The organism is Mycobacterium sp. 29Ha, assembly GCF_032883055.1.
Lineage (GTDB): Bacteria > Actinomycetota > Actinomycetes > Mycobacteriales > Mycobacteriaceae > Mycobacterium > Mycobacterium gallinarum.
Genome location: NZ_JAMQTI010000029.1, coordinates 1 through 23,567, shown reverse-complemented (window position 1 = coordinate 23,567; position 23,567 = coordinate 1). Strand labels below are relative to the sequence as shown.

The window sequence follows — 23,567 nt, the reverse complement described above, 5'->3', positions numbered from 1 at the left end:
CTGCGTAGACCTGAATCCAGCTGTGGTGTAACTATGAGCAGGCATGCAGCGAAAGTTACTGACGAGTAACATTGCATAAGTTACCCTTGAGTAACTTAACGACGGGAGGCGCGCGGTGGAAACGCAGATGCTGATCAGGATCGTCACAGTGGTCCTGATGCTCGCCCTCGTCGGTGGCTTTGCATTCAAGCGCGTGCTCTTCCTGACGAACCTGATCCGTTCCGGCGCGAAGACCAGCGTCGAGAACAACCGCAAGGACAACCTCAAAAAGCGCATCACCACGCAGTTCGAGGAGGTCTTCGGGCAAACCCGACTGCTGCGCTGGTCGATCCCCGGCATCGCCCACTTCTTCACCATGTGGGGCTTCTTCATCCTCGGATCGGTCTACGTCGAGGCGTTCGGTCAGGTCGTCGACCACGACTTCCACATCCCGTTCGTCGGCCGCTGGGACGCGCTCGGTTTCCTGCAGGACTTCTTCGCCGTCGCCGTGCTGCTCGGCATCATCACGTTCGCGATCATCCGCATCGTTCGCGAGCCCAAGAAGCACGGTCGCGACTCGCGTTTCTACGGTTCGCACACCGGCGGCGCCTGGCTGATCCTGTTCATGATCTTCAACGTCATCTGGACCTACGCGCTGGTCCGCGGCGCCGGCGCCAACACCGGAGCCCTGCCCTACGGGAACGGCGCGTTCTTCTCACAGTTCATGGGCTGGATCCTGCATCCCCTCGGCGAATCCGCCAACGAGTGGATCGAGACGCTGGCGCTGATCGGGCACATCGCGGTCATGCTGGTCTTCCTGCTGATCGTCCTGCACTCCAAGCACCTCCACATCGGTCTGGCGCCGGTCAACGTCACGTTCAAGCGGATGCCCAACGGGCTGGGTCCGCTGCTGCCCGTCGAGTACGACGGCGAGCGGGTCGACTTCGAGGATCCCGCCGAGGACGCCATCCTGGGGCGCGGCAAGATCGAGGACTTCACGTGGAAGGCCTACCTCGACATGACCACGTGCACCGAGTGTGGACGCTGTCAGTCGCAGTGCCCGGCGTGGAACACCGGCAAGCCGCTGTCCCCCAAGCTCGTGATCATGAACCTGCGCGATCACCTGTTCGCGAAGGCGCCGTACATCCTCGGCGACAAGGAGTCGCCGCTGGAGAACACCTCCGAGGGTGGCGTCGGTGAAGACCTCGGCGGCGAGAAGCACGACGAAGAGCACTCGCACGATCACGTGCCCGAGTCCGGGTTCGAACGAATCATGGGTTCGGGTCCCGAGCAGGCCACCCGGCCACTGGTCGGCACCCTCGAACAAGGTGGCGTCATCGACCCCGACGTGTTGTGGTCGTGCACCACGTGCGGCGCCTGCGTCGAGCAGTGCCCGGTCGACATCGAGCACATCGACCACATCGTCGATATGCGCCGGTACCAGGTGATGATGGAGTCAGAGTTCCCCGGCGAACTCGGTGTGCTGTTCAAAAACCTTGAGAACAAGGGCAATCCGTGGGGCCAGAACGCCAAGGACCGCACCAACTGGATCGACGAGGTCGACTTCGACGTGCCGGTCTACGGCAAGGACGTCGAGTCCTTCGAGGGTTACGAGTACTTGTTCTGGGTGGGTTGCGCGGGCGCGTACGAGGATCGCGCGAAGAAGACCACCAAGGCGGTCGCCGAACTTCTCGCGACGGCGGGCGTGAAGTATCTGGTGCTCGGCGAGGGCGAGACGTGCAACGGCGACTCGGCCCGGCGCTCGGGTAACGAGTTCCTGTTCCAGCAGCTGGCCGCACAGAACGTCGAGACGCTCAACGAGCTCTTCGAGGGTGTCGAGCGCGTGGATCGCAAGGTCGTCGTGACATGCCCGCACTGCTTCAACACGCTGGGCCGCGAGTACCCGCAACTGGGCGGCAATTACACGGTCCTGCACCACACCCAGCTGCTGAACCGGCTGATCCGCGACAAGAAATTGGTGCCGGTCAAGCCCGCCGACGGCGGAGTCGAGGTCACCTACCACGATCCCTGCTACCTCGGCAGGCACAACAAGGTCTACGAGGCGCCGCGCGAGCTGATCGGGGCGTCCGGGGCCAAGCTCACCGAGATGCCCCGACACGCCGACCGCGGCCTGTGCTGCGGTGCGGGTGGTGCCCGGATGTGGATGGAAGAGCACATCGGCAAGCGCGTCAACGTGGAACGCACCGAAGAGGCGATGGACACCGCGTCGACGATCGCGACGGGTTGCCCGTTCTGCCGCGTGATGATCACCGACGGCGTGGACGACGTCGCCGCGACCAGGGACGTCCCCAAGGCCGAAGTCAAGGACGTGGCACAGCTGCTGCTGGAGTCGCTCGACACGAGCGGTGTGACGCTGCCCGAGAAGGGCACCGCTGCCAAGCAATCCGAAGAGCGCGCAAGCCGCGCGGAAGCGGCCGTGCCGGCCGTCGAGGAAAAGACCGAGGCCGACGAGGAAGTGGCCGAGCCCGAGGCCAAGGCGTCCACCGCGACCGCGGACACCAAGCCCGTCACGGGGCTGGGTATCGCCGGCGGCGCCAAGCGTCCCGGTGCCAAGAAGGCCGCCGCCGCTCCCGCCGCCGAAGCAGCGCCTGCTGCCGACAAGCCGGCCGCGTCAGCACCGGTCAAGGGCCTGGGTATCGCCGGCGGCGCCAAGCGTCCGGGCGCCAAGAAGGCCGCCGCCGCTCCCGCCGCGGCAACCCCCGCGCCAGCTGCGCCCGAAGCCGAAGCACCGGCCAAGGCCGAACCCGAGGTCAAGGGCCTAGGCATCGCCTCCGGCGCGCGCCGCCCAGGCGCCAAGAAGGCCGCGGCGCCCAAGGCCGCAGCACCGGCGGCTGAAGCTGCGGCACCCGCAGAAGCAGAAGCCCCCGCGCCAGCTGCGCCCGAACCCGAGGTCAAGGGCCTGGGCATCGCGCCCGGTGCGCGCCGCCCGGGCGCGAAGAAGCCAGCGCCCGCCGCTGCCCCGAAACCTGTTGCGCCACAGTCGGAACCGGAGGCCAACGGCGAATCCGGTCCTGCGCCTGAGCCTGCCGCCGAGGACAACGGTGAAGCGCCAGAGGCGCCGGTGAAGGGTCTGGGTATCGCGAAGGGTGCGCGTCCGCCCGGTAAGCGCTGACCAGCGTTTTTCGATATTCGCTGGACGGCAATGAGAGCATTGTGGACGTGACTACGCACCACGTGCCGTTCCATTCTTCTGGAGCCGCCGGGCAGCATCCGCGGCCGCGCACGTTCACGCAGTCATCCAAGCTGCAGGACGTGCTGTACGAGATCCGTGGCCCGGTGCACGAGCACGCGTCACGGCTGGAGGCCGAGGGTCACCGCATCCTCAAACTGAACATCGGCAACCCGGCCCCGTTCGGCTTCGAGGCACCCGATGTGATCATGCGCGACATGATCCAGGCGCTGCCATATGCGCAGGGGTACTCCGATTCGAAGGGCATCCAGGCGGCCCGCCGCGCGGTGTTCACCCGGTACGAATTGGTCGAGGGATTCCCCCGATTCGACGTCGACGACGTGTACCTCGGCAACGGGGTGTCCGAACTGATCACCATGACGCTGCAGGCGCTGCTAGACAACGGCGACCAGGTGCTCATCCCCGCACCGGACTACCCGCTGTGGACCGCGTCGACCTCGCTCGCCGGTGGTACGCCGGTGCACTACCTGTGCGACGAGACCCAGGGCTGGCAGCCCGACATCGCCGACCTCGAAGCGAAGATCACCGACCGAACCAAGGCGCTGGTCGTGATCAACCCGAACAACCCCACCGGTGCGGTGTACGGCAAGCAGATCCTCGAGCAGATGGTCGAATTGGCGCGCAAGCATCAGCTGCTGCTGCTCGCCGACGAGATCTACGACAAGATTCTGTACGACGACGCCGAGCACATCAGCCTCGCAACCCTGGCGCCGGATCTGCTGACGCTGACGTTCAACGGCCTGTCCAAGGCCTATCGGGTGGCCGGCTACCGCTCCGGCTGGTTGGTCATCACCGGGCCCAAGGAACACGCGGGCAGCTTCCTGGAGGGCATCAGCCTGCTGGCCAATATGCGGCTGTGCCCGAATGTGCCCGCGCAGCACGCGATTCAGGTCGCGCTCGGCGGGCATCAGAGCATCGAGGATCTCGTGCTGCCGGGTGGGCGATTGCTCGAGCAACGCGACATCGCCTGGACGAAGCTCAACGAGATCCCCGGGGTTTCGTGCGTCAAACCCCAAGGCGCGCTATATGCGTTCCCGCGGCTGGACCCCGAGGTCTACGACATCGTCGATGATGAGCAATTGGTGCTCGATCTGCTGCTGCAGGAGAAGATTCTGGTCACCCAGGGCACCGGCTTCAACTGGCCGACACCCGACCACCTGCGCATCGTGACGCTGCCCTGGGCGCGCGATCTGGCCAACGCCATCGAGCGGCTCGGTAACTTCCTCGTCAGCTACCGCCAGTAATCGTCAGCTCCGCGCGTCTACGAACCAGCTCGTTGTTTAACTCGACCCGCGCAGGGTAACCGCAGTTCTGCGAGTTGAAAAACTGCCGGCGAGTCATGGGGCAGACATTCACGACTAGAGCAACTGGTCCGCAGACCGCCACGGGTCGCCATGGACCGATTCAACCATTTAGGGCGTAGCCGCATTTATCGAGCGGCCCGACGGCTTACGAGTTGTCGATTGACGCCAGGAGAAGAGCCAAATGAGCGAGCACAAGAAGGCCGACGAAGCCCGTAAGGGGCTGTTCGATTCGGTAAAGGGCAAGGTAAAGGAAGTCGCCGGTGCTATCACCGGGAACGATTCGCTGACCGCAGAGGGCCAGCTCGAGCAGACCCAGGCCAACCAACGCAAAGAGGCCAACAGCGTCGAAGCCGTTGCCGATGCCGAGGCCGCGCAGGCCCGCGCACAGGTATCAGAGGCCCGGGCCGAGGCCACACAGGACCGAGTCGCGGTGAACACACAGACGGCCGCTGCGGAGCGATCAGTGCGCGAACAGCAGGCTGATCAGAAGCGCAGGGCCGAGCAGGCAGGTCAGCAACAGGCCTCTCAGGAGAGAGTCCGTGCCGAGCTCGAGGCGCAGGCCGAGATTCGGCGTGCCAAAGACCAGGAGCGTGCCGAAATGGATTCGGCCGCAGAAGAAGTGGTCGATGCCGTCGACGATCACCTGACCACTGTTCAGGAGGCGTCGACCGCCAAGGCGGAAGCCGACCGAATCAGACGGCAAGCAGACAAACTGACCAACCAGGCCGACCTGCCTTGAGCACCGGCGAGAAACAGGAGTTATCAATGAGAATCATCGACGCACCGCTGGCGGTCCTGCGGGTTCAGTACCGGATTGCACGGTTTCCCCTCCAACTGATCGAGCAGCGTGTGGTCGCTCGGATGGATGCAGAAGCACCGGCACGACTGTTCTACGAACGGTCGCTGGGACTGCTTGACGCTTCGATAGGAAATGTATTGGGCGACAGGCAGCTTCAAAGGAGCGGCAGTGCGCTCGCCAGGCGTAGCGATGTACTCGGTCGCGCGGCGCAGCTGGATTCGGAGGCGGAGCAGGCGCAGCAGCGTTCCCGTGCCGACCTGAAGGCCAAGAGCGACGAGGCCAGCCAAGAGCGGCACGACGCACGTGTGGCCAAGGAGCAAACGGTCGAAGAAGCTCGCAATTCCGCACAAGAGCGCAAGCGCGCAGCGGAAGAGGCTGCGGCCCAACGTACCGCTGCCGCGAAGAAGCAAGCCGACGACGTGGCTGCACAGCGCACCAAGTCGGCCGAGGCGGCCAAGCGCATGGAGCACGCCAAAATCAGTCCAACGAACAACGGGCCGCCGAGGCCGCGAAGTCAAAGCTCGACGATGCTCAGGCCAGGCGCACAGAGGCCGGGGCCAAGCGGGCACAGGCGAATCGCATCGAGGATCTGGCCGACGCCGAGAAGCGCAAGCGTCAAGCCGCCCGGGCGAACAACAAGTAAGTTTGAGTTAGTTGTGGTGAAGGGACTGTCGCTGTACCGCTGAGGCTTTCGCGGTGCGGCGGCAGTCCTGCCTGTTGTGGAGCGATAATCAACATGCCCGGCCGCGCCCGGCATGCGTAGCGCCCAGTTTCCCCTCCGCCACACCGGGTACCCCTGGGGCAGAACCTCGCGGTGACGACCACCACGACCGTCTGTTGGGTCCAGCGGGTTCAGGTCCCCAGGCAGCGTGGAACCGTCCCGAAATCTCAGTTCATTTGTGGTGAGCGCCTCGCGGGCGGCTGCCAGATCAACCCGAGGATCCTCATGGCCATCATCGACGTCGCACAGTATGCGCATTTGAACAAAACCGACTTGGAAACACTCGGCGATGAGCTCGACACCATTCGCCGCGATATCGAGGAGTCCCGCGGCGCCAATGACGCCGCCTACATCCGACGCACAATCGCGTTCCAACGCACGCTGGAGATCGCTGCGCGGCTCCTCATCGCCGCCAGCCACTCCAAAGCAGGATGGTTCCTGGGGACCGCGGCGCTGGCGTTCGCAAAGAGCGTTGAAAATATGGAGATCGCCCACAACGTGGGCCACGGCCAATGGGATTGGATGAACGACCCCGAGATCCATTCGGCCACTTGGGAATGGGACATGGCCGGCCTGTCTTCACAATGGCGGTATTCCCACAACTTCCGTCACCACGTATACACAAACGTCCTGGACAAGGATGACGACATCGGCTTTGGCGTCATGCGGATGACCAGCGATCAACTGTGGGAACCCCGTTACCTGCTGCAGCCACTGCGCAACCTGCTGCTGGCGGTTGGATTCGAGTGGGGAATTGCGCTGAACGGCGTCCGCGCCGCGCAGGAGCGAGCAAAGACGGCGGGTGAGAAGAGTGCGCAGTCGCGCGCCGTCGTCAGGAAGATCGGCCGCCAAGTGGTCAAAGACTACGTGGCCTTTCCGGCTTTGAGCGGTAGGCGTTGGCGACGCACACTCGGCGCGAACGTCACCGCGAACGTCTTGCGCAACCTGTGGGCTTACGTGGTGATCTTCTGCGGACATTTCCCTGACGGCGCAGAGAAATTCACAGCTGCAGTGATCGAGGAGGAAGGTCGACCGGAGTGGTATCTGCGTCAGATGATCGGTACCGCCAACTTCGACGCCGGGCCGCTGATGGCGTTCTCGAGTGGGAACTTGTGTTACCAGATCGAACACCACCTCTTCCCCGACCTGCCGAGCAACCGCTACGCCGAGATCGCTGTCCGGGTCCGAGCGTTGTGCGACAAGTTCGACATCCCGTACACCACAGGGACGCTGCTGAGCCAGTACCTGCAAACGATTCGGACAATTCATCGGCTGGCGTTGCCGAACCGGCACCCAGCGACATCCAAGGGCATGGAAGGCATCAATGAGCGACGTTGAGTATGTCGAGCTACACGGTGAGCAGGTGGCTTACCGAGACGTGGGCAGCGGCGACGTTGTAGTGCTGATTCACGGAATGGCGGGCAGCTCGGACACTTGGCAGGCGGTTATCCCCCAGTTGGCTCAGCGATACCGGGTCATCGCCCCAGACTTGCTCGGGCACGGACAGTCCGCCAAACCCCGAACCGATTACTCGTTGGGCGCCTTCGCCGCCGGCCTGCGTGACCTGCTCGATGAGCTGGGAATCAGCCGGGCCACGATTGTCGGCCACTCGCTGGGCGGCGGGGTGGCAATGCAATTCATCTATCAGCATCCTGAGTACTGTCAGCGACTCGTACTCGTCAGCAGCGGAGGATTGGGACCCGATGTGGGCTGGATCCTTCGGCTGCTGGCGGCACCCGGAGCCGAGTTCGTGCTGCCGGTCATAGCACCGAAACTGGTGCTCGGGGCCGGAAACAGAGTGCGCTCGTGGCTGAGTTCAGTCGGGCTGAGCTCACCGCTGGTCGAGCAGTTCTGGGGGACTTACAGCTCGCTTTCCGATCCGCCTACGAGAGCGGCATTTCTCCGAACATTGCGGTCAGTGGTCGACTACCGCGGACAATCGGTCAGTGCCCTGAGCCGATTGCGGCTGCGGGCCGAGGTGCCCACCTTGGTGGTGTGGGGGGAAAGCGACCGCATCATCCCGGTCAAACACGGCTACGGGGTGCGCGCGGCGCGACCGGAGAGCCGGCTTGAAGTACTCACCGGATTGGGCCACTTCCCACACGTCGAAGCGCCGGCCGAATTCGTCTCGGCGATCGAGGAGTTCATCGGGGGTAGCGAAGAACAGCTACCGCGACCAGGTGTCGCGGATGCCCTTCGGTCGCAGACCGAGTTCGAGGTCGCGGTCGGAGTGCTCATGGAGTTGCGAGGATGTTCACCGGGCGAGGCGCTGAAGGACTTCACCGATGGAATTCACGAAACCGGTCTCAGCGCAGACGATCTAGGGCGCGCACTGGTCGGTCTGGCCAGCGGCCGAAATCTGCCGCGCAGCACCGAGGTCATACAGCGCTGGGGACATCTGCTCGCCTTGCGCGGCCGCACGGCCACCCATGACGTGCGCAAGGTGAACACCAAAGTGCGGGTGCGGTACGGCCCGCAGAACGAGTCAATGATGTGTTAGTCCGCCGACCCCAAAGCGGGGCAGCACGCACGGATTGACAGCGTCGCCGTTTGGGAGTTAGGTGGATTACGTTAGAAGTAACCGGCTGGGGCCGGGATACGCACTACCCTTCGGGTCGCGCTCCCGTGGACATCCTGTTCACCGCCCAGACATTGGTTTCCGCACTCCGCACACGGATGTCTTAACCCGCCTGAACCACAACATCTTCGGGACACTTTGCGATTCGTCCGTGTCAAAAATTGAGCTCCGGTTGCGGAGCGGTGTCGACTCCTGCTCCGCAATCTGGCAATCCCCGATCTGGCTGAATGTTCATGCGCGACGGAGGCAAAATCAGCTCCTGTCAATGCGTTTGCATCAATTGCGCACGGGTATCACTGCGGAACCGACCGCTTCCAGCAAGGGGAGCCCCTGGCGGTGAACCCCCAAGCTTGAGGCAAATACATGACCCATCCCGTCCACGAACCCGTCAAGACGCCAAGATTCACTTCTGCGGTCCAGAAAGCGGCTCTCGCAGTCGGTGCCGTATTCCTGGCCGTCGGCATTCTCGGCTTCGTCCCTGGAATCACCACGAACTACGACCAGCTCAGCTTCGCAGGCCATCACTCTGAAGCCGCACTGCTCGGAATCTTCAACGTGTCCGTGCTGCACAACCTGGTGCACTTGGCATTCGGTGTCGCAGGGATTGCCCTGGCGCGCACGTTCAACAGCGCCCGCTCTTACCTGGTCGGCGGCGGCATCGTGTACCTGATCCTCTTCGTCTACGGCCTGGTGATAGATCACGACAGCGCAGCCAACTTCGTCCCCGTCAACGACGCTGACAACTGGCTGCATCTCGGGCTTGCGATCGCGATGATCGCACTCGGCGTCGCGCTGGGTCGCACTCACGATGACACCGGCAGGCCGGTCGGCACGGGGGTGCGGACGCAAAGCGCGTCCAACGGTCCCCTCCACTGACCAACACCTCAACCCATTCAAGGAGAATCATGTACCTGCACACTCAGCAATTGATCAACGAGATCGTCGTCGATGAGCCAGATCCCGCTGCCGCCAATGCGCTTCAGGAGGGCCTGGGAGGCCAATTCGGCGAGATGCGGACGATGATGCAATACCTGTTCCAGAGCATCAACTTCCGCGGCGATGCGGCCTCCAAGCCCTATAAGGATCTTCTGCAGGGCGTAGGCACCGAAGAGATCAGCCACGTCGAACTCATCGGGACCACCATCTCGCGCCTCCTCGACGGCTCACCGGAATACAAGGGCAGGAAGACCGACGCGGTCGACAAGCCCGGCGCCGGCGGCGCCACGCCGCTGAAAATCGCATTGGATACCAGCAACATTCATCATTACCTGGTGGGGGCGCAGGGCGCTCTGCCCGTCGACGCGGCAGGCAACCCGTGGAGCGGCTCCTACGTCTACAACAGCGGAAACTTGGTCCTCGACCTGCTCTACAATCTCATGCTCGAGTCGACCGGACGGCTGCAGAAGTGCCGGATCTACGAGATGACGGACAACAAGACGGCGCGTTCCACCATCGCCTATCTGATCGTTCGCGATCAGGCTCACGAGAACGCATTCGCCAAGGCGCTGGAGAGCCTGGGAGTGAATTGGGGTGCAGCACTGCCGATCCCAAAGACAAACGCCGAGCAGTTCCCCGAGGTCAAGAAACTTCTCGATCTCGGCCTGCAGAGCGTCCAGTACACCTTCAGCGCCGATGACGAAAGCCAAGCGGCCAAGCTGTACCAGGGTGCATCGCCGTCCAACGACGGCACCGAATTGAGTACCGCCGTCATGCCGGAGGGTTTCCCGATGACCATCGCGCCGGAACGGCGTGAAGAGTTCGCACCCGGCCTGGACAAGGAACTGCTGGCGCTCATTCAGGCGACCGCAGAGGTGGAGATCGCGACCAACGGATCGGTCACCAAGTAGATGCAGCAATCAACTCAGCCAGAGAAGGTCGGTGTCGCCGAAGATGCGGATGTCGAAGCCACGACACCCGATCCCCGCGACACCGATCACCCGACCGGCACCGACCAGGCGGCCGAGAACGCCGCCAACGAGTCACCCAGCTAGTCCTACTCCCAACTACCCGGCTGTGCCGCCCGCAACTCGGTGCGCAAGTGCGGCACGCCGGGGTAGGCTCGAGTCTCGGCTGTGTTGTATCCAGCAGCGGGTAACGAGCCGAGAAGCATTCTGCGCCGTGTGTGAATAGCTGACCGGCCGCCGCGCACCATTGCCCGGTTCTTCTGCGAGCCGCCCTATCCAGGATCAACCGGTTGAAGGGCGTCCTGGTGACCCCGAGGTCTAGATCCGAATATGCCGATCTCGTAGGCATGTTCCAACATTTGAAAAGGCTGGACGAGCAGTCGAATGAGCATCGGCGCCAACGCGACGCCATCGTCGAGCGCTGCCTGCCGTTGGCCAGCCACATCGCACGCCGCTTCAGTCGGCGTGGGGAACCGTACGAAGACCTCGTTCAGGTGGCACGACTCGGCCTGGTTCAGGCAGTGAAGCGCTTCGATCCAGACAACGGTGCTGACTTCCTGGCGTTTGCCATTCCGACGATGATGGGCGAGGTTCGCCGATATTTCCGTGACCACGGATGGGCGGTGAAAGTTCCACGCCGAATGAAAGAGCTTGGCTTACAACTGAATAGGGCACGTGACGAGCTGTTCCAACAACTGGGTCGTGCGCCGACCGCAAGCGAGATGGCCAACCATCTGGGGCTCGGACGTGAAGAAGTTGTGCAAGCGCAGATTGCCGCGACCGCGTATTCCACCGTGTCGTCGGATTGGACCGGCCCGAGGGCAGCAGACGACATCGACGGACAATCAATTACTGACAAGATCGGGGCAATCGACTGCAATCTGGATAAGGTGCTCGATGTCGAGACGGTGCGCCCACTGCTGGCGAAGTTGCCCGCACGGCAGCAACACGTGCTCATGCTGCGATTCTTCGAGAACATGACCCAGACACAGATCGCCGAGCGCCTCGGTATCTCGCAGATGCATGTGTCGCGCCTGCTGTCCAGATCCCTCGACCAGCTGAGCGATCAGGCGCTGACACTCGAACCCGTATAGCTCCCACGACCGCAGGAATCAGGTAACACCCCTACCCTGTTGCGGGTGACGCACTCGCACGCCCATTCCCACTCCCTGAGCGCACCGTCTCCGCTGGGACCGCTGGCCGCCAAGGTCGTCGTCGGACTGCTGATCGCCATCGGCGTGGTGACCCTGGCCGGGGCCGCATGGCTGTGGCCCAGTCAGCAGAAGGTCGACATCCCGCTGCCGTTCCAGAACGCCGAGGGCGGCGCTGTCACCACCGAGGCCGGGCACGTGGTGTCCACCACCGCGTCGACCTGCGGCTACCAGTCGGTGGGCTCGGTGCTGACAACCCCTCCCGCCCCCGCCGAGGGTGAGGGCACCCCATGCGTGCAGGCATTCATCGCGATCGATTCGGGTCCGAACGCGGGCGCCAACACCCTGCTGGAGTTCAGCGGCGGGGCCGGCCAGCCACAGCTCGCGGTCGGCGACCAGATTCGGATCACCCGCCAGGTCGACCCGACCGGCACCACGACCTACTCGTTCTACGACTACGAGCGGACGTGGCCGTTGATCGGACTGGCCGTCGCGTTCGCGGTGGTGGTCGTCGCGGTCGCCCGCTGGCGCGGACTACGCGCGCTGATCGGGATCGTCGTCGCATTTCTGGTGCTGGTCGCGTTCATGCTGCCTGCCCTGCGCGACGGGGCCGCCGCCATCCCCGTCGCGTTGGTGGCGTCGTCGGTGATCCTCTACGCGGTGATCTACCTGGCGCATGGCGTCAGCCTTCGCACCAGCGCGGCGTTGCTCGGCACACTGGCGTCGCTCCTGTTGGCCGCCTTGTTGTCCTGGGCCGCAATCGAGTTGACTCATCTGACCGGTCTCTCCGAGGAGGAGAACAACGCCGTCGCGACGTACCTGGGCAACGTGTCGATCACCGGGCTGTTGCTGGCCGGGTTCATCGTCGGTTCGCTCGGCGTGCTCAACGACGTCACCGTCACCCAGGCGTCGACGGCGTTCGAGTTGGCCGCGCTGGAGGGCACTTCACGCCCGGCGGTGTTCGTCGGCGCCATGCGAGTGGGGCGTGACCACATCGCCAGCACCGTCTACACGCTGGTGCTGGCCTACGCGGGTAGCGCTCTGCCGCTGTTGCTGTTGTTCAGTGTCGCCAACCGCTCGCTCGGCGACGTGCTGACCAGCGAGAGCGTGGCCATCGAGATCGCACGGTCGGCAGTCGGTGGCATAGCTCTGGCGCTGTCGGTGCCGCTGACAACGGCGATCGCCGCGGTGCTCGCTACGCCTACTAGCGCTCCAGCAGGCCCAGCAGGTACCGGCCATAGCCGGACTTGAGCAGAGTTTTTGCGCGCGCGGCCAACTGTTCGTCGTCGATGAAGCCGACCTGCCACGCGACTTCCTCGGGGACGCTGATCTTCAAACCCTGCCTGCGCTCGATGGTGCGCACATAGTCGCTGGCATCGAGCAGCGAGTCGAACGTTCCGGTGTCCAGCCACGCCGTGCCGCGGGCAAGCACCTCGACCGATAGCCGGCCCTGATTGAGGTACATCTGATTGATGTCGGTGATCTCGTATTCGCCTCGCGCCGAGGGCTTCAGCCCGCGTGCGATCTCGATGACGTCGTTGTCGTAGAAGTACAGCCCCGGCACCGCGTAATGCGACTTCGGCGTCTCGGGCTTCTCCTCCAGCGAAAGCGCGAGGCCGTCGTCGCTGAACTCGACCACGCCGTACGCGGAAGGGTTGGCGACCCAGTACGCGAAAACCGCACCCCCACTGACCTCTTGGAATCGGCTGAGGCTGGTGCCCAGGCGCGGTCCGTAGAAGATGTTGTCCCCCAGCACCAGTGCCACCGAATCGTTTCCGATGTGGTCGGCGCCGATGATGAACGCCTGCGCCAGGCCGTCAGGTTTCTCCTGGACGGCGTAGGTGAGGTCGATGCCGAATTGTGAACCGTCACCGAGCAATCGGTGAAATGCCGGTGCGTCATCGGCGGTGGTGATGATCTGGATATCGCGGATCCCCGCCATCATCAAGGTGGACAGCGGGTAATAGATCATCGGCTTGTCGTACACCGGCACCAGCTGCTTGCTCACACCCATCGTGATCGGATACAGCCGCGTCCCCGACCCCCCGGCCAGAATGATCCCCCGCATCAGCCCGCCAGATCCCCTTCGCTCAGCTCGGTGGCGGCCAGCGCCGACGCAAGATCGTCGTGCCGGAACACCGACGTGACGTGGTCGTGCACGACACGGAACGCCGCCGCCTTTCCGTCTTCTTCCTCGGCGACGACGACGCCGTCGCGGACGTACATGCGGCCGGGAACGGCCGCCGATGTCGCCAGGGAATTCGCCCACTCGCGCAGCGCGGCGTGTCCCTGTCCCGCGCCGCTCGCGTCGCCGAACTCGATGTCGTCGCTGGAAACCTGGATGAGCGTGTCGAGGTCCTGCTCGTTGAGCGCGTCATGCCAAGCGAGGACGGTCGCGATCTCCGAAGTGGTCATGGTCGTGAAAATACGCCAATCAGAACGGCGTGCGTTGCAACCATGCGTCCCACACCGCCTCGTCTCCGAAAACCTCGATGTCGAGCTCTGACGACCGGCGTCGACGCACGATCGCCAGCAGCAGGTCCCTGACCGGTCCGCGCAGCGCGACGTCCCCCTTACCGTGGTCGTGGGTCCAGGACAAACCGTCCTCGTCGTTGCCGATCGTCCACTCACCCGTCGGCCCGAGATCCGCTTCGGTGGCGTGCAGATGCAGCGTGCGCCCACGGTCGACCGGCGGTGCGTGTTTGTCGGCCTGTACCACCATGAGCTCGATCCACTCGCTGATCGCGTCGGCCGCCAGTTCGGGTGCCGGGTTGAAGTCGGCGCCCGATGCGAGCGCGGCGTCGGCGGAGTGCACGAGCACCTCGTGCAGCCGCCTGCGGATCCAGAACCCGGCGGGCCGCGGCCCGTTGAACGTCCACACGCGGGCGTCGGCGCCGACCTGCTCGACGGCGATGATCAACTGCTGTACGCCGCCGTTGAGCCAGTCGATGGCGGCGTCGGGATCGTCGGGCGGCTTGCCGTCGCGTACAGCGCGTGGGTCCAGCGGCTGGCTGCGGCGCTCGGCGACGATCTGCGCGGCCCACCGGTTTCCGCGCCCGACATGGCGGAACAACTGCTGCATTGTCCAGCCCGGACAGGTCGGAATCGGTGTCGACGGATCGGTAGCGCGAATCAGTTCGCCGAACGCTTGGGTCTGATCGAGCAGGGCGGCTCGGAAGTCCACGTCACGAACTTACAGCGGTGCGCGCCTCACCAAGCGAGATCGGGAGCGACGACCATCCGCGCAGTACGCGCGTCTCCCGACGGCTGCCCTCGCCGGCCAGTCGCGCATCCGGGAAGCGCTCGAAGAAGGTCCTCAGCCCGACCTCACCTTCGGCGCGCGCCAGCGCCGCACCGAGGCAGAAGTGCCGCCCGCCGGAGAACGACAGGTGCTTACCCGCGTTGGCGCGTTCGATGTCGAAGCGATGCGGGTCGTCGAAGACGTTGGGATCTCGATTGGCGCCGGCGAGGTACAGGATCACGCCCTCGTTGCGCTTCACCAGGGTGCCCTCGACCTCGATGTCCCTCGTCGCGATCCGGGCGCTGAGTTGCACCGGCGAATCCAGCCGCAGAACCTCCTCGACTGCCGTCGGCCACAGCTCGGGACGCTCGGCCAACGTGTCGAGATGCTCCGGGGTGTCCAGCAGCATTCGAATCCCGTTGCCCAGCAGGTTGACCGTCGTCTCGAAGCCTGCGGCGAGCACAAGGCCCGCGGTCGCGAGCAACTCCTGATGAGTCAGCGGGCCGCCTTCGGCGTCCTGGGACGCCACGATGATCTGGCTCATCAAGTCGTCGCCGGGGTTGCGACTCAGCTCGTGCAGGTGATTGGACAGCCAGTCGTTGAAGCCCCTGATACCGCGGTAGACCGTCTTGTACTGCGTCCACGTCAGACCGATGTCGAGGCTCGGCGCACCCAGTTCACCGAACTCGAGGATGCGGGGCCTCGCGTCGTCGGGCACCCCGAGGATGTCGCCGATGACCGTGACGGGAAGTTGCGAGCAGTACCGATCGACGATGTCCACGGTGCCCGCTTCGGTGAGGCCGTCCAGTAGGGCGTTCGCCGCGTCCTGTACGCGGTCGCGCAGGGCTGCAACAGCACGTGTGGTGAACACCGATGACACCAGCTTGCGATAACGCGTGTGCTGAGGCGGTTCCACCGAGAGCATCGACGGTGGCTGAATCGGATGCAGCAGATCGGATTTGGTGCGTGCTGCCACCCACTGAATCGGTTTGGGCAGAGTCGATCCCATCTGGAACACGTGGAAGTCGTCGGAGCGCAGCAGGTCGTTGACGACCTTGTGGTCGACAGTCATGAACAGGGCACGGCATCGGACTATCGGGCCGCGCGCGCGCAGTTCCTCGATGAATGCGATGGGGTCCGTCCGCACCGTGGGGTCGGCGAGCATTCGTCCCTGCGGATCGCCCCGACGAGCTACGACCGTGGCGAAGCCCCTGATCAGGCCGTGCACGGAGAGCCAGTGAATCCACTGCTTGATCCTGGTCTGAGCCATGAGCCTCCGCTCCGTCGACACCGCCCACACGGTTTACCGAATCGTGGTTCGGTTATGGATCCGGAGCCTACCGAATTATCATTCGGTATGGCAAGGAAGCGGATACCCGCCGAAGAACGCCGGGCCCGCATCCTCGACGCGGCCGTCGAGGTGTTCGCCGAGCACGGGTATACAGCCGCCAAGATGTCGGACATCGCCGCGCGGGCAGGCGTCGTCCCGTCCGTGCTCTACGACCACTTCGGCTCCAAGCGCGACCTGCACGTGACGCTCCTGCTGGCGCACGCCGAGCAGCTGCGGGAGCGGTCACTGCGTCGCCTCGAAGGCGCGACGGTCGAAGAGCTGGTGCGCGCCAGCATCGCGAACTACTTCGCGTTCGTCGAGGAGGATCCGTTCATCTGGCGCGTCTTCCATCAGGACGTACCCGCCGACCCCGAGATCGCCGAAGTGCGGCAGGAGTTGGCCGACCGCGGCACCGCCGGTATCGCCGATCTGATCCGATTCGGGGCAGGCGAGTCAAAACCGGTGAAGGGCATCACCGTTGACGAGGCGGCGTGGATCCTGGCCAGGGCCACCCAGGCGGCATGTCACGGCGTCGCCAGCTGGTGGTACGAGAATCGCGACGTGCCGCGCGAGCGGGTCGTCGAACTCGTGTTCATGCTGTTGTGGCAGGGCTTTGACGGAATGCTCAAACAAGCGACGGCGAGCTGACCACGCGCGGGTTCCTACCCAGGCAGTACACCTGCCAGCCCGCGGCGGACCACCGCTCGGCATCGAGGCAATTGCGCCCGTCCACAACAACTTTGGCGTGAACGGTGTCGGCCAGCTCGGCGGGGTCCAGTTCGACGAACTCGCGCCATTCGGTCAGCACCAGCACGGCATCGGCGCGTTCACAGGCCTCCACCACCGACGTCGAGTAGTTCAGGGTCGGGAACAAGCGCTGCGAGTTCTCGATCGCCTTGGGGTCGTACACGTTGACGGTGGCGCCGTTGAGTTGCAGCATGCCCGCGACGTTGAGTGCCGGCGAGTCACGCACGTCATCGGACTCTGGTTTGAACGCCGCACCGAGTACCGCGACGTTCGCGCCGAGAAGCGAACCGCCGCAGGCGGTCGTGGCCAGCTCCACCATCCTGGTGCGTCGGCGCATGTTGATGCTGTCCACCTCACGAAGAAACGTCAGCGCGTGATTGGCGCCGAGCTCACCGGCACGCGCCATGAACGCGCGGATGTCCTTGGGCAGGCAGCCGCCGCCGAATCCGAGGCCCGCGTTGAGGAATCGCCGCCCGATCCGGGAGTCGTGACCCAGCGCGTCGGCCAGCATTGTGACGTCGGCATCGACCGCCTCGCAAACCTCGGAAATCGCATTGATGAACGAGATCTTCGTGGCGAGAAACGCGTTGGCCGACACCTTGACGAGTTCGGCGGTTTGCAGGTCGGTGACCAGGAACGGCACGTCGTCGTGTAGCAGCGGCGCGTACAGTTGACGCACGGCGGCTTCGGCGTTCACCGAATTCTTTGGCACGCCAAGGACGATCCGGTCGGGATGCAGCGTGTCGTGTACGGCGAACCCTTCACGCAGGAATTCAGGATTCCACGCCACCTCGACGTCAATACCCGCCGGCGCCAATGCCCGCGCCCGTTCGGCGAGTTCGGCGGCGGTGCCCACCGGGACCGTGGACTTTCCGACGATGACCGCCGATCGAGCCAGGCGCGGCACGAGCGTGTCGATGACGGCGTGTACATGCCGCAGATCCGCGCCGTATTCACCCTTCTTCTGCGGAGTTCCGACGCCGAGGAAGTGGACGTCGGCGAACTCGGCCGCGGCGTCGTAATCGGTGGTGAAGCGGAGGCGACCAGCAGCGATGTTGTCGCTCAACATCTTTCGCAGGCCGGGTTCGTAGAACGGAATGTCGCCGGAGGCGAGCTTGGCGATCTTCCCGGGGTCGATGTCGACACCGATCACGTCGTGCCCGATTTCGGCCATGCCGGCGGCGTGTGTCGCTCCGAGATAGCCCGTGCCGAATACTGCGCATCGCATACCACCCTTGTATGCAGCCGCGATGAGCTAACTGCTACGCGACACTTAGCAACACACCAACGCTAGGTTACGAGTGAACGCGGCTCGTCTCAGCTGCAGAAGATCAGGAAGCAGTTGTTTCCGCCACCGCCACGGCCGGACGAACCCGATCCCGGGTATCCCGAACCCGGGTATTGAGGACCACCGCGCGAATTGGCGCCGTCCCCGGAACCGTTCCGTGACGGTGACTGCGGGTACTGCTGCTGCGGGTACTGCGGGATCTGCGGCACCTGCGGCTGCTGGGGGATCTGCGGAATCTCGGGCAGCTGCGGGGTCTCGGGCTCGTCGTCCCACGGCGGGCTCCATGGCGGAGTCCACGGCTTCGGCTGCACATACGTCGGGCGCCACGGGGGCGTCCACGGCCGGTAGTACGGCGGTGGGTTGTAGACCGGCGGCGGCGTGTAGACCGGGGCTGGCGCCGGCACGGGAACCGGAGCCGCGGGCGCCGGTGGCGGTGCCGCAGGCGGCGGTGGTGCCGCGGGTGGCGGCGCCTCGACGTACACGGTCCGCGGCGGTGCCTGCGGTACCTGCTGCGCCACGGGCACCGGAGGCTTGATGGTTTGCGCCGCTGGCGGCGGCGGGGGCGCCTCGACCGGCTTCGCCGCCGGAGGGGGCGCGGGAGCCGGTGCGGCGGGGACGACCGTGGTCGGAACCAGCGCGTTCTGCCCGGGACTCGGCCGCTGGTCGGCCGTCGGACGGATGCTCACGGCCAAGGAAATGACCAGCGCCACCACGCCGACGACGAAGATGGACGTCAGCGCGCTGCCGACCAGCAGGAACGGCTTGCGCTCGGGCTCGGCCAGCTGCATGTCGGTCTGGGGGTCATAGTCACCGAGGGCCGCCCCATCGGAGCCGACCGCCCGCAGCTGCGTCTCCGCATTGGCAAGGCCGGCGAGAACCGAGCCTGCGGTGGTGCCGTCGGGGTCCAGCGAATACGCCAGGCCGACGGTGGACGACTCCATTGCCGGAGCGTTGGCGGCGGCCAGGGCCGCACCGCGGGCGAGGGCGAGTTCGGGTTCGTCCGGCGCGCTGACCGGAAGGCTGACCAGGTGCCGGAGGTGTTCCTTGACCGAGGACACGTCGACGCCGGAGCCGACGACGAACATGCCCTGCGGTGGCGAATCCTGCGCGTCGACGGCGGCGGCCATCTCGGACAGCACTCCCATCGCGTCCTCGCTGTGCAGACTGCTGCTCAGCACCTTCACGACCGAGCCGTCGTCGGTCTGGACGACCGACAGCGTGGCGCTGTCACGGTCGATGAACAGCAGTGCAGTGGTCGCGTATCCGACCGCGCGGCCCGCCGCCTGCGCCAGTGACGCCGCGGCGTGGCTCGCGGACACCAACATCACGTCGTCCAAGCCCTTGGCGGCCAGCGCATCGCGCAGTGCCGCACCCTCGCTGTGGTCGCTCCAGGTGACGCCGATCGCCTTGAGGTGGTGACCGCCGGTTGCCGCGCTCTCCTGGGTGCCCAGCACCGCTTCGACAACCTGATCGGCCGCCGAGTTAGCCGAGCCTTCCTTAGAGGCGACGTCGAACGAGTCGTGGTCGACGGTTACTCCGTCGCCCTTTTCCCCTTCGACCAGCACCATGCGGACCGTCGTAGGTGTCGTAGACACACCCAATACGATGTCCACTTACTCCTCCAAATAAGTTTGCTAATCGGTCAAGTTCTTTGATGGACCCCGCATTCCGCACGAGCCGACCACTAGTACTTCATCGACGTGATCTGCAGGTGCGTTACATCCCAAAACGCATTTGCTGACAACAATCGAGTCGTGGCCGGATCTGTGGCAGCTCCGGCGCCCCGACGACGCCGGTACTACGACCCTACTCGGGTCAACGGCCGGATGCGCGAGGCCGTTCAAACGGTAAGAAAGATGTCCTGGGAACTGTCAGTCCGCGCTGTCGTCCGCGGTCTCGGTGCGCTGTCCTACAGCGCCAGGACCGCCGGGAGTCGGTCGACGACCGGGCTGGTGCCCGTGCACGCCCTCGGCGTATGCGGTCTCGGCGTGCTGGGTGAAGTCGACGCCCGTCGTCTCGTCCTCGGGGCTGACGCGGAACCCGAGGACGCGATCGATGATCTTGGCCAGCGCGTACGAGACGGTGAAGGCGTAGAGGGTCACCACCAGGGCCGCGAGGGCCTGCTTGCCCAGCTGGGCGAGTCCGCCACCGTAGAACAGGCCCTCGGGGCCGGCGGTCATCACCTCTGCGGCCAGGAATCCGATGAGCAGCACACCGACGAGCCCGCCGACGTAGTGCACGCCGACGACGTCGAGCGAGTCGTCGTAGCCAAACCGGAACTTCAGGCCGACTGCATACGAGCAGATGATGCCCGCCGCCAGACCCACGACGATGGCACCGAGCGTGTTGACCGTCCCGCACGACGGTGTGATCGCGACCAGGCCGGCGACCACACCCGAGGCGGCGCCGAAGGTCGTCGGCTTACCGTCGCGGAACCGCTCGACCGTGATCCAGCCGAGCATGCCGAGGCAGCCCGCGACCAACGTGTTGAGGAAGACCGCCGCCGCGGTGCCGTTGGCCGCCAGTGCCGAGCCGGCGTTGAACCCGAACCAGCCGAACCACAGCAGGCCCGCACCGAGCAGGACGAAGGGCAGATTGTGCGGGCGCATCGCGTCCTTTTTGAAGCCGATGCGGGGTCCGAGTACCAGCGCCAGCGCCAAAGCCGAAGCACCGGAGACGATTTCGACGACCAGGCCGCCGGCGTAGTCGAGAACACCGAGGTTGAAGAGCCAGCCGTCGGGACCCCAAACCCAGTGCGCCACCACGGCGTACACGGCGACGGTCCACAGCGGAACGAAGACCACCCACGCGGAGAACCGGGCACGGTCGGCGATGGCGCCGCTGACGAGTGCTGCGGTGACGATCGCAAAGGTGAGTTGGAAAGTGGCGAAAAGGAGTTCGGGCACCGACCCGCGGACGGTCGTCGGATCGATACCGAGCATGCCGAAGTGCGAGAGGTTTCCGATCAGCCCACCGCCCGCGTCCTCGGAGAACGCGACGGTGTAGCCGAGCAACAGCCAGGCGACAGTGCATGCCGGGATCGAGATGAAGCACATCATGATCATGTTGAGCACGCCGGTGGTGCGGACCATGCCGCCGTAGAAGATGGCCAGACCGGGGGTCATCAGCAGGACCATCGCGGTGGCGGCCAGCAGCCATGCGGTCGCGGCGGGATCTATCTCGGGCACGTCAGCTCCTTCGGCGAAGTTCGGAGAGAGCATTTCGGCCCTACGTTTCAGCTGCGCGGCAAAAGTGTTTCCGGCATGTTTCGTGTTTCGCCGCAGTTACCGAAAGCTCACGGCTCCGTCGTGCCCGTTTCAGCTGGACTTGATGAAGTTCTGGTACGACCGCGACGGGGTCGGGCCGCGCTGGCCCTGGTATTTCGAGCCGGCCTGCGAGCTGCCGTAGGGATGTTCGGCGGGGCTGGTCAGCCGCAGCAGGCAGAGCTGGCCGATCTTCATGCCGGTCCACAGGGTTATCGGCAGGTTCGCGACGTTGGACAGTTCCAGCGTGATGTGGCCGGTGAAGCCGGGGTCGATGAACCCGGCCGTCGAGTGTGTCAACAGCCCGAGGCGACCGAGTGAGGACTTGCCTTCCAGACGGCCGGCAAGGTCGTTGGGCAAGGAGCAGCGCTCGAGCGTCGAGCCGAGGACGAACTCGCCGGGATGCAGTACGAACGGCTCGCCCTCCTTGGGTTCGACCAGGGTGGTGAGATCGTCCTGGCGGATCGCCGGGTCGATGTGGGTGTAGCGGGTGTTGTTGAACACCCGGAACAGGTTGTCCAGTCGGACGTCGACGCTCGACGGCTGAATCAGGCTTTCCTCGAAGGGGTCGATGCCCAACCGTCCGGTGGCGATTTCGGCCCTGATGTCGCGATCGGAGAGCAGCACGCGACGAGCGTAGCCGCTCGAGTGTTAGCCTTCGTGATCACTGGTGCAGCCAGCCAAGCCGATGTAGTTCAATGGCAGAACATCAGCTTCCCAAGCTGAATACGCGGGTTCGATTCCCGTCATCGGCTCCACGAAACCCCAACTCAGTTGGCGTATCCACCGATCCCGACCATCAGACTGGGGCTGGTTTGACCGTCGCTTGACCGTGGTTTGACGACGCACCCGCTCGAAACATGTTTGCTGCCTCGGACTCAGGTTCTCCAGGTCAACGGCCCGGCAGTGCCGTAAGAGGTCTGCGCGAGGCGTATATAAAAGCGCATGGAGTACGCGCACCACGCATGGCTGGATGCAGTCGCCAAGGATGCCGCCCGCGAGTACCAGATGGTGCGCGATCGATTTAAGAGCCCTGACACCATTCAAGAGCGAGGACATAACTACGAGGCGATATTTCGTCGTATGCTCCTCGGCTGGCTCCCCCCGCAGTACGAGATCGGGACTCGGAAGTATCTAGTTCTGGAACGCTCCGTTGGCGGAGCAATTCATTCTGCGGAGACGGACCTGGTTATCTTTCATCCGTCGTATCCTCGCGATCTGCGGGAGCGGTCGGAGGTATTGCTATCGGGGGTCGTTGCAGCCTTCAGCGTCAAATCTGAGCTGAGCACAACGCTATTGGGTGATGCGATCACCAACGCACGCCTAGTACGCGCAGGCTTTGCAGAGCGGAGAGGGTCCGAAGTCGGTGAATTGCTGTCACCACTTATATACGGCGTGCTTGCGCATTCCTACAGCAAGCGCACGAGGGACCCTCGGGCCAGCGTTACCAAGAAGCTTCGCGCCGAAGCGAAGAAGCAAGCAGACCCTCGACGACAACTCGACATCGTTTGCGTCGCCGACCTCGACTGCTGGTATCGCACGATAGAAGTGTGGGCTGACGAGGTCGAGACTCGAGAGCCGTCGCCCCACGACAAATACATCGACTTCTGGCGTTCTGCGTACCAGCCACCAGAGATCGATGAGATACCGGTGGTCAACCCCAACGCCGTGGCAACTCTTATCTCCCAACTGTGGGCAAAACTCGCAACCCGCGACCCACAATTGGCATACCTGGCCCGTGGATTCGAGGTCACGAACACAGGCATGCATCCAGGCACTGGTGCCACCCGCCCGCTCGACGTGCTCGACGTCAGTGGTCCGCTGCGGGCTCGTCTGTTTGAGCAGGAGACAATCAGACGTTTCGATTGAACAGCGCTCCAACCGGCTGCAGCGTCGAAAGTCGATCGCTTGTGTGCAGGACCTTCGCTGGCTCGATAAGGGCCAGCGGAACCGAAGGTCCGTCTTTTGACCGCAAGCGCGCGATTCGCCATCAGGAACCTGAGGGGGACCCGTTTGGTGGTCCAGTCGCTATGCGGCTTGGGGTTGGTGGG

Annotated in this window: 20 protein-coding genes, 1 tRNA gene and 1 pseudogene; 14 read left to right on the top strand and 8 right to left on the bottom strand. The window is 64.5% G+C overall.

Annotated features, from left to right (window positions below):
* Positions 1 to 115: 115 nt before the first annotated feature.
* From M1248_RS28095 to M1248_RS28045, 11 genes and pseudogenes are all read left to right on the top strand, one after another.
* A complete protein-coding gene (locus M1248_RS28095; RefSeq protein ID WP_163734003.1) occupies positions 116 to 3,112 on the top strand; it encodes a (Fe-S)-binding protein in 2,997 nt (998 codons plus the stop codon).
* A 20-nt stretch (positions 3,113 to 3,132) separates the two neighbouring features.
* Positions 3,133 to 4,434: a pyridoxal phosphate-dependent aminotransferase gene (locus M1248_RS28090; protein ID WP_163738104.1), complete on the top strand. Its 1,302-nt coding sequence runs from the start codon at positions 3,133 to 3,135 to the stop codon at positions 4,432 to 4,434.
* A 241-nt stretch (positions 4,435 to 4,675) separates the two neighbouring features.
* Entirely contained in the window at positions 4,676 to 5,233 is a 558-nt protein-coding gene (locus M1248_RS28085) for a CsbD family protein (RefSeq protein ID WP_317150394.1), read from the top strand.
* Positions 5,234 to 5,259: 26 nt separating this feature from the next.
* Positions 5,260 to 5,979 carry an IF2 family translation initiation factor gene (locus M1248_RS28080; RefSeq protein ID WP_317150393.1) on the top strand — a complete coding sequence of 240 codons (720 nt, stop codon included), beginning with the start codon at positions 5,260 to 5,262 and terminating at the stop codon, positions 5,977 to 5,979.
* A gap of 260 nt (positions 5,980 to 6,239) precedes the next feature.
* Positions 6,240 to 7,352, top strand: a complete 1,113-nt coding sequence (locus M1248_RS28075; protein WP_317150392.1) for a fatty acid desaturase — start codon at positions 6,240 to 6,242, stop codon at positions 7,350 to 7,352.
* Positions 7,339 to 8,196, top strand: a pseudogene (locus M1248_RS28070) (alpha/beta fold hydrolase); the annotation flags it as partial. The gene M1248_RS28075 and the pseudogene M1248_RS28070, both read left to right, overlap by 14 nt.
* A gap of 759 nt (positions 8,197 to 8,955) precedes the next feature.
* A complete protein-coding gene (locus M1248_RS28065; RefSeq protein WP_317150391.1) occupies positions 8,956 to 9,468 on the top strand; it encodes a DUF4383 domain-containing protein in 513 nt (170 codons plus the stop codon).
* Between the two features lie 29 nt (positions 9,469 to 9,497).
* Positions 9,498 to 10,439, top strand: coding sequence for a manganese catalase family protein (locus tag M1248_RS28060; RefSeq protein ID WP_163733993.1), 942 nt, complete (start codon positions 9,498 to 9,500; stop codon positions 10,437 to 10,439).
* Complete coding sequence (locus M1248_RS28055) at positions 10,440 to 10,583, top strand: hypothetical protein (protein WP_163733990.1); 144 nt, start codon at positions 10,440 to 10,442, stop codon at positions 10,581 to 10,583.
* 203 nt (positions 10,584 to 10,786) lie between these two features.
* The gene (locus M1248_RS28050; RefSeq protein ID WP_286201650.1) at positions 10,787 to 11,590 is read left to right on the top strand and encodes a SigB/SigF/SigG family RNA polymerase sigma factor; all 804 of its coding nucleotides are present in this window, start codon (positions 10,787 to 10,789) and stop codon (positions 11,588 to 11,590) included.
* Between the two features lie 45 nt (positions 11,591 to 11,635).
* Positions 11,636 to 12,898 (top strand): YibE/F family protein, encoded by a 1,263-nt coding sequence (locus M1248_RS28045; RefSeq protein WP_317150390.1) that lies wholly within the window; start codon positions 11,636 to 11,638, stop codon positions 12,896 to 12,898.
* Here M1248_RS28045 and rfbA read toward each other — a convergent pair.
* The 4 genes from rfbA to M1248_RS28025 are packed head-to-tail and all read right to left on the bottom strand — an operon-like array spanning position 12,852 to position 16,158.
* Positions 12,852 to 13,715, bottom strand: a complete 864-nt coding sequence (rfbA, locus tag M1248_RS28040; RefSeq protein ID WP_317150389.1) for a glucose-1-phosphate thymidylyltransferase RfbA — start codon at positions 13,713 to 13,715, stop codon at positions 12,852 to 12,854. The two genes, M1248_RS28045 and rfbA, sit on opposite strands and share 47 nt — an antisense overlap.
* Complete coding sequence (locus tag M1248_RS28035) at positions 13,715 to 14,062, bottom strand: nuclear transport factor 2 family protein (RefSeq protein WP_163733980.1); 348 nt, start codon at positions 14,060 to 14,062, stop codon at positions 13,715 to 13,717. The genes rfbA and M1248_RS28035 overlap by 1 nt, the downstream gene beginning before the upstream one ends.
* A 19-nt stretch (positions 14,063 to 14,081) precedes the next feature.
* The gene (locus M1248_RS28030; protein ID WP_317150388.1) at positions 14,082 to 14,831 is read right to left on the bottom strand and encodes a maleylpyruvate isomerase family mycothiol-dependent enzyme; all 750 of its coding nucleotides are present in this window, start codon (positions 14,829 to 14,831) and stop codon (positions 14,082 to 14,084) included.
* A 1-nt stretch (position 14,832) separates the two neighbouring features.
* A complete protein-coding gene (locus M1248_RS28025) occupies positions 14,833 to 16,158 on the bottom strand; it encodes a cytochrome P450 (RefSeq protein ID WP_317150387.1) in 1,326 nt (441 codons plus the stop codon).
* A gap of 87 nt (positions 16,159 to 16,245) precedes the next feature.
* Between M1248_RS28025 and M1248_RS28020 the strand changes: the two genes are divergently transcribed.
* Positions 16,246 to 16,866 (top strand): TetR/AcrR family transcriptional regulator, encoded by a 621-nt coding sequence (locus M1248_RS28020; RefSeq protein WP_163733973.1) that lies wholly within the window; start codon positions 16,246 to 16,248, stop codon positions 16,864 to 16,866.
* Here the strand turns inward: M1248_RS28020 and M1248_RS28015 are convergent.
* The 4 genes from M1248_RS28015 to dcd all read right to left on the bottom strand — a co-directional run bounded on the left by M1248_RS28015 (position 16,844) and on the right by dcd (position 22,143).
* Positions 16,844 to 18,193 (bottom strand): UDP-glucose/GDP-mannose dehydrogenase family protein, encoded by a 1,350-nt coding sequence (locus tag M1248_RS28015; RefSeq protein WP_317150386.1) that lies wholly within the window; start codon positions 18,191 to 18,193, stop codon positions 16,844 to 16,846. The two genes, M1248_RS28020 and M1248_RS28015, sit on opposite strands and share 23 nt — an antisense overlap.
* An 89-nt stretch (positions 18,194 to 18,282) precedes the next feature.
* Positions 18,283 to 19,866: a hypothetical protein gene (locus M1248_RS28010; RefSeq protein WP_163733967.1), complete on the bottom strand. Its 1,584-nt coding sequence runs from the start codon at positions 19,864 to 19,866 to the stop codon at positions 18,283 to 18,285.
* Between the two features lie 258 nt (positions 19,867 to 20,124).
* Entirely contained in the window at positions 20,125 to 21,441 is a 1,317-nt protein-coding gene (locus tag M1248_RS28005) for an ammonium transporter (RefSeq protein ID WP_163733964.1), read from the bottom strand.
* Positions 21,442 to 21,570: 129 nt separating this feature from the next.
* Positions 21,571 to 22,143, bottom strand: coding sequence for a dCTP deaminase (dcd, locus tag M1248_RS28000; protein ID WP_163733961.1), 573 nt, complete (start codon positions 22,141 to 22,143; stop codon positions 21,571 to 21,573).
* A gap of 57 nt (positions 22,144 to 22,200) precedes the next feature.
* On the opposite strand from dcd, the gene M1248_RS27995 reads away from it, so the two are divergent.
* Both M1248_RS27995 and M1248_RS27990 read left to right on the top strand, forming a co-directional pair.
* A tRNA-Gly gene (locus M1248_RS27995) sits at positions 22,201 to 22,274 on the top strand.
* A gap of 187 nt (positions 22,275 to 22,461) precedes the next feature.
* Complete coding sequence (locus tag M1248_RS27990) at positions 22,462 to 23,385, top strand: DUF6602 domain-containing protein (RefSeq protein ID WP_317150385.1); 924 nt, start codon at positions 22,462 to 22,464, stop codon at positions 23,383 to 23,385.
* The last annotated feature ends 182 nt before the right edge of the window (positions 23,386 to 23,567 follow it).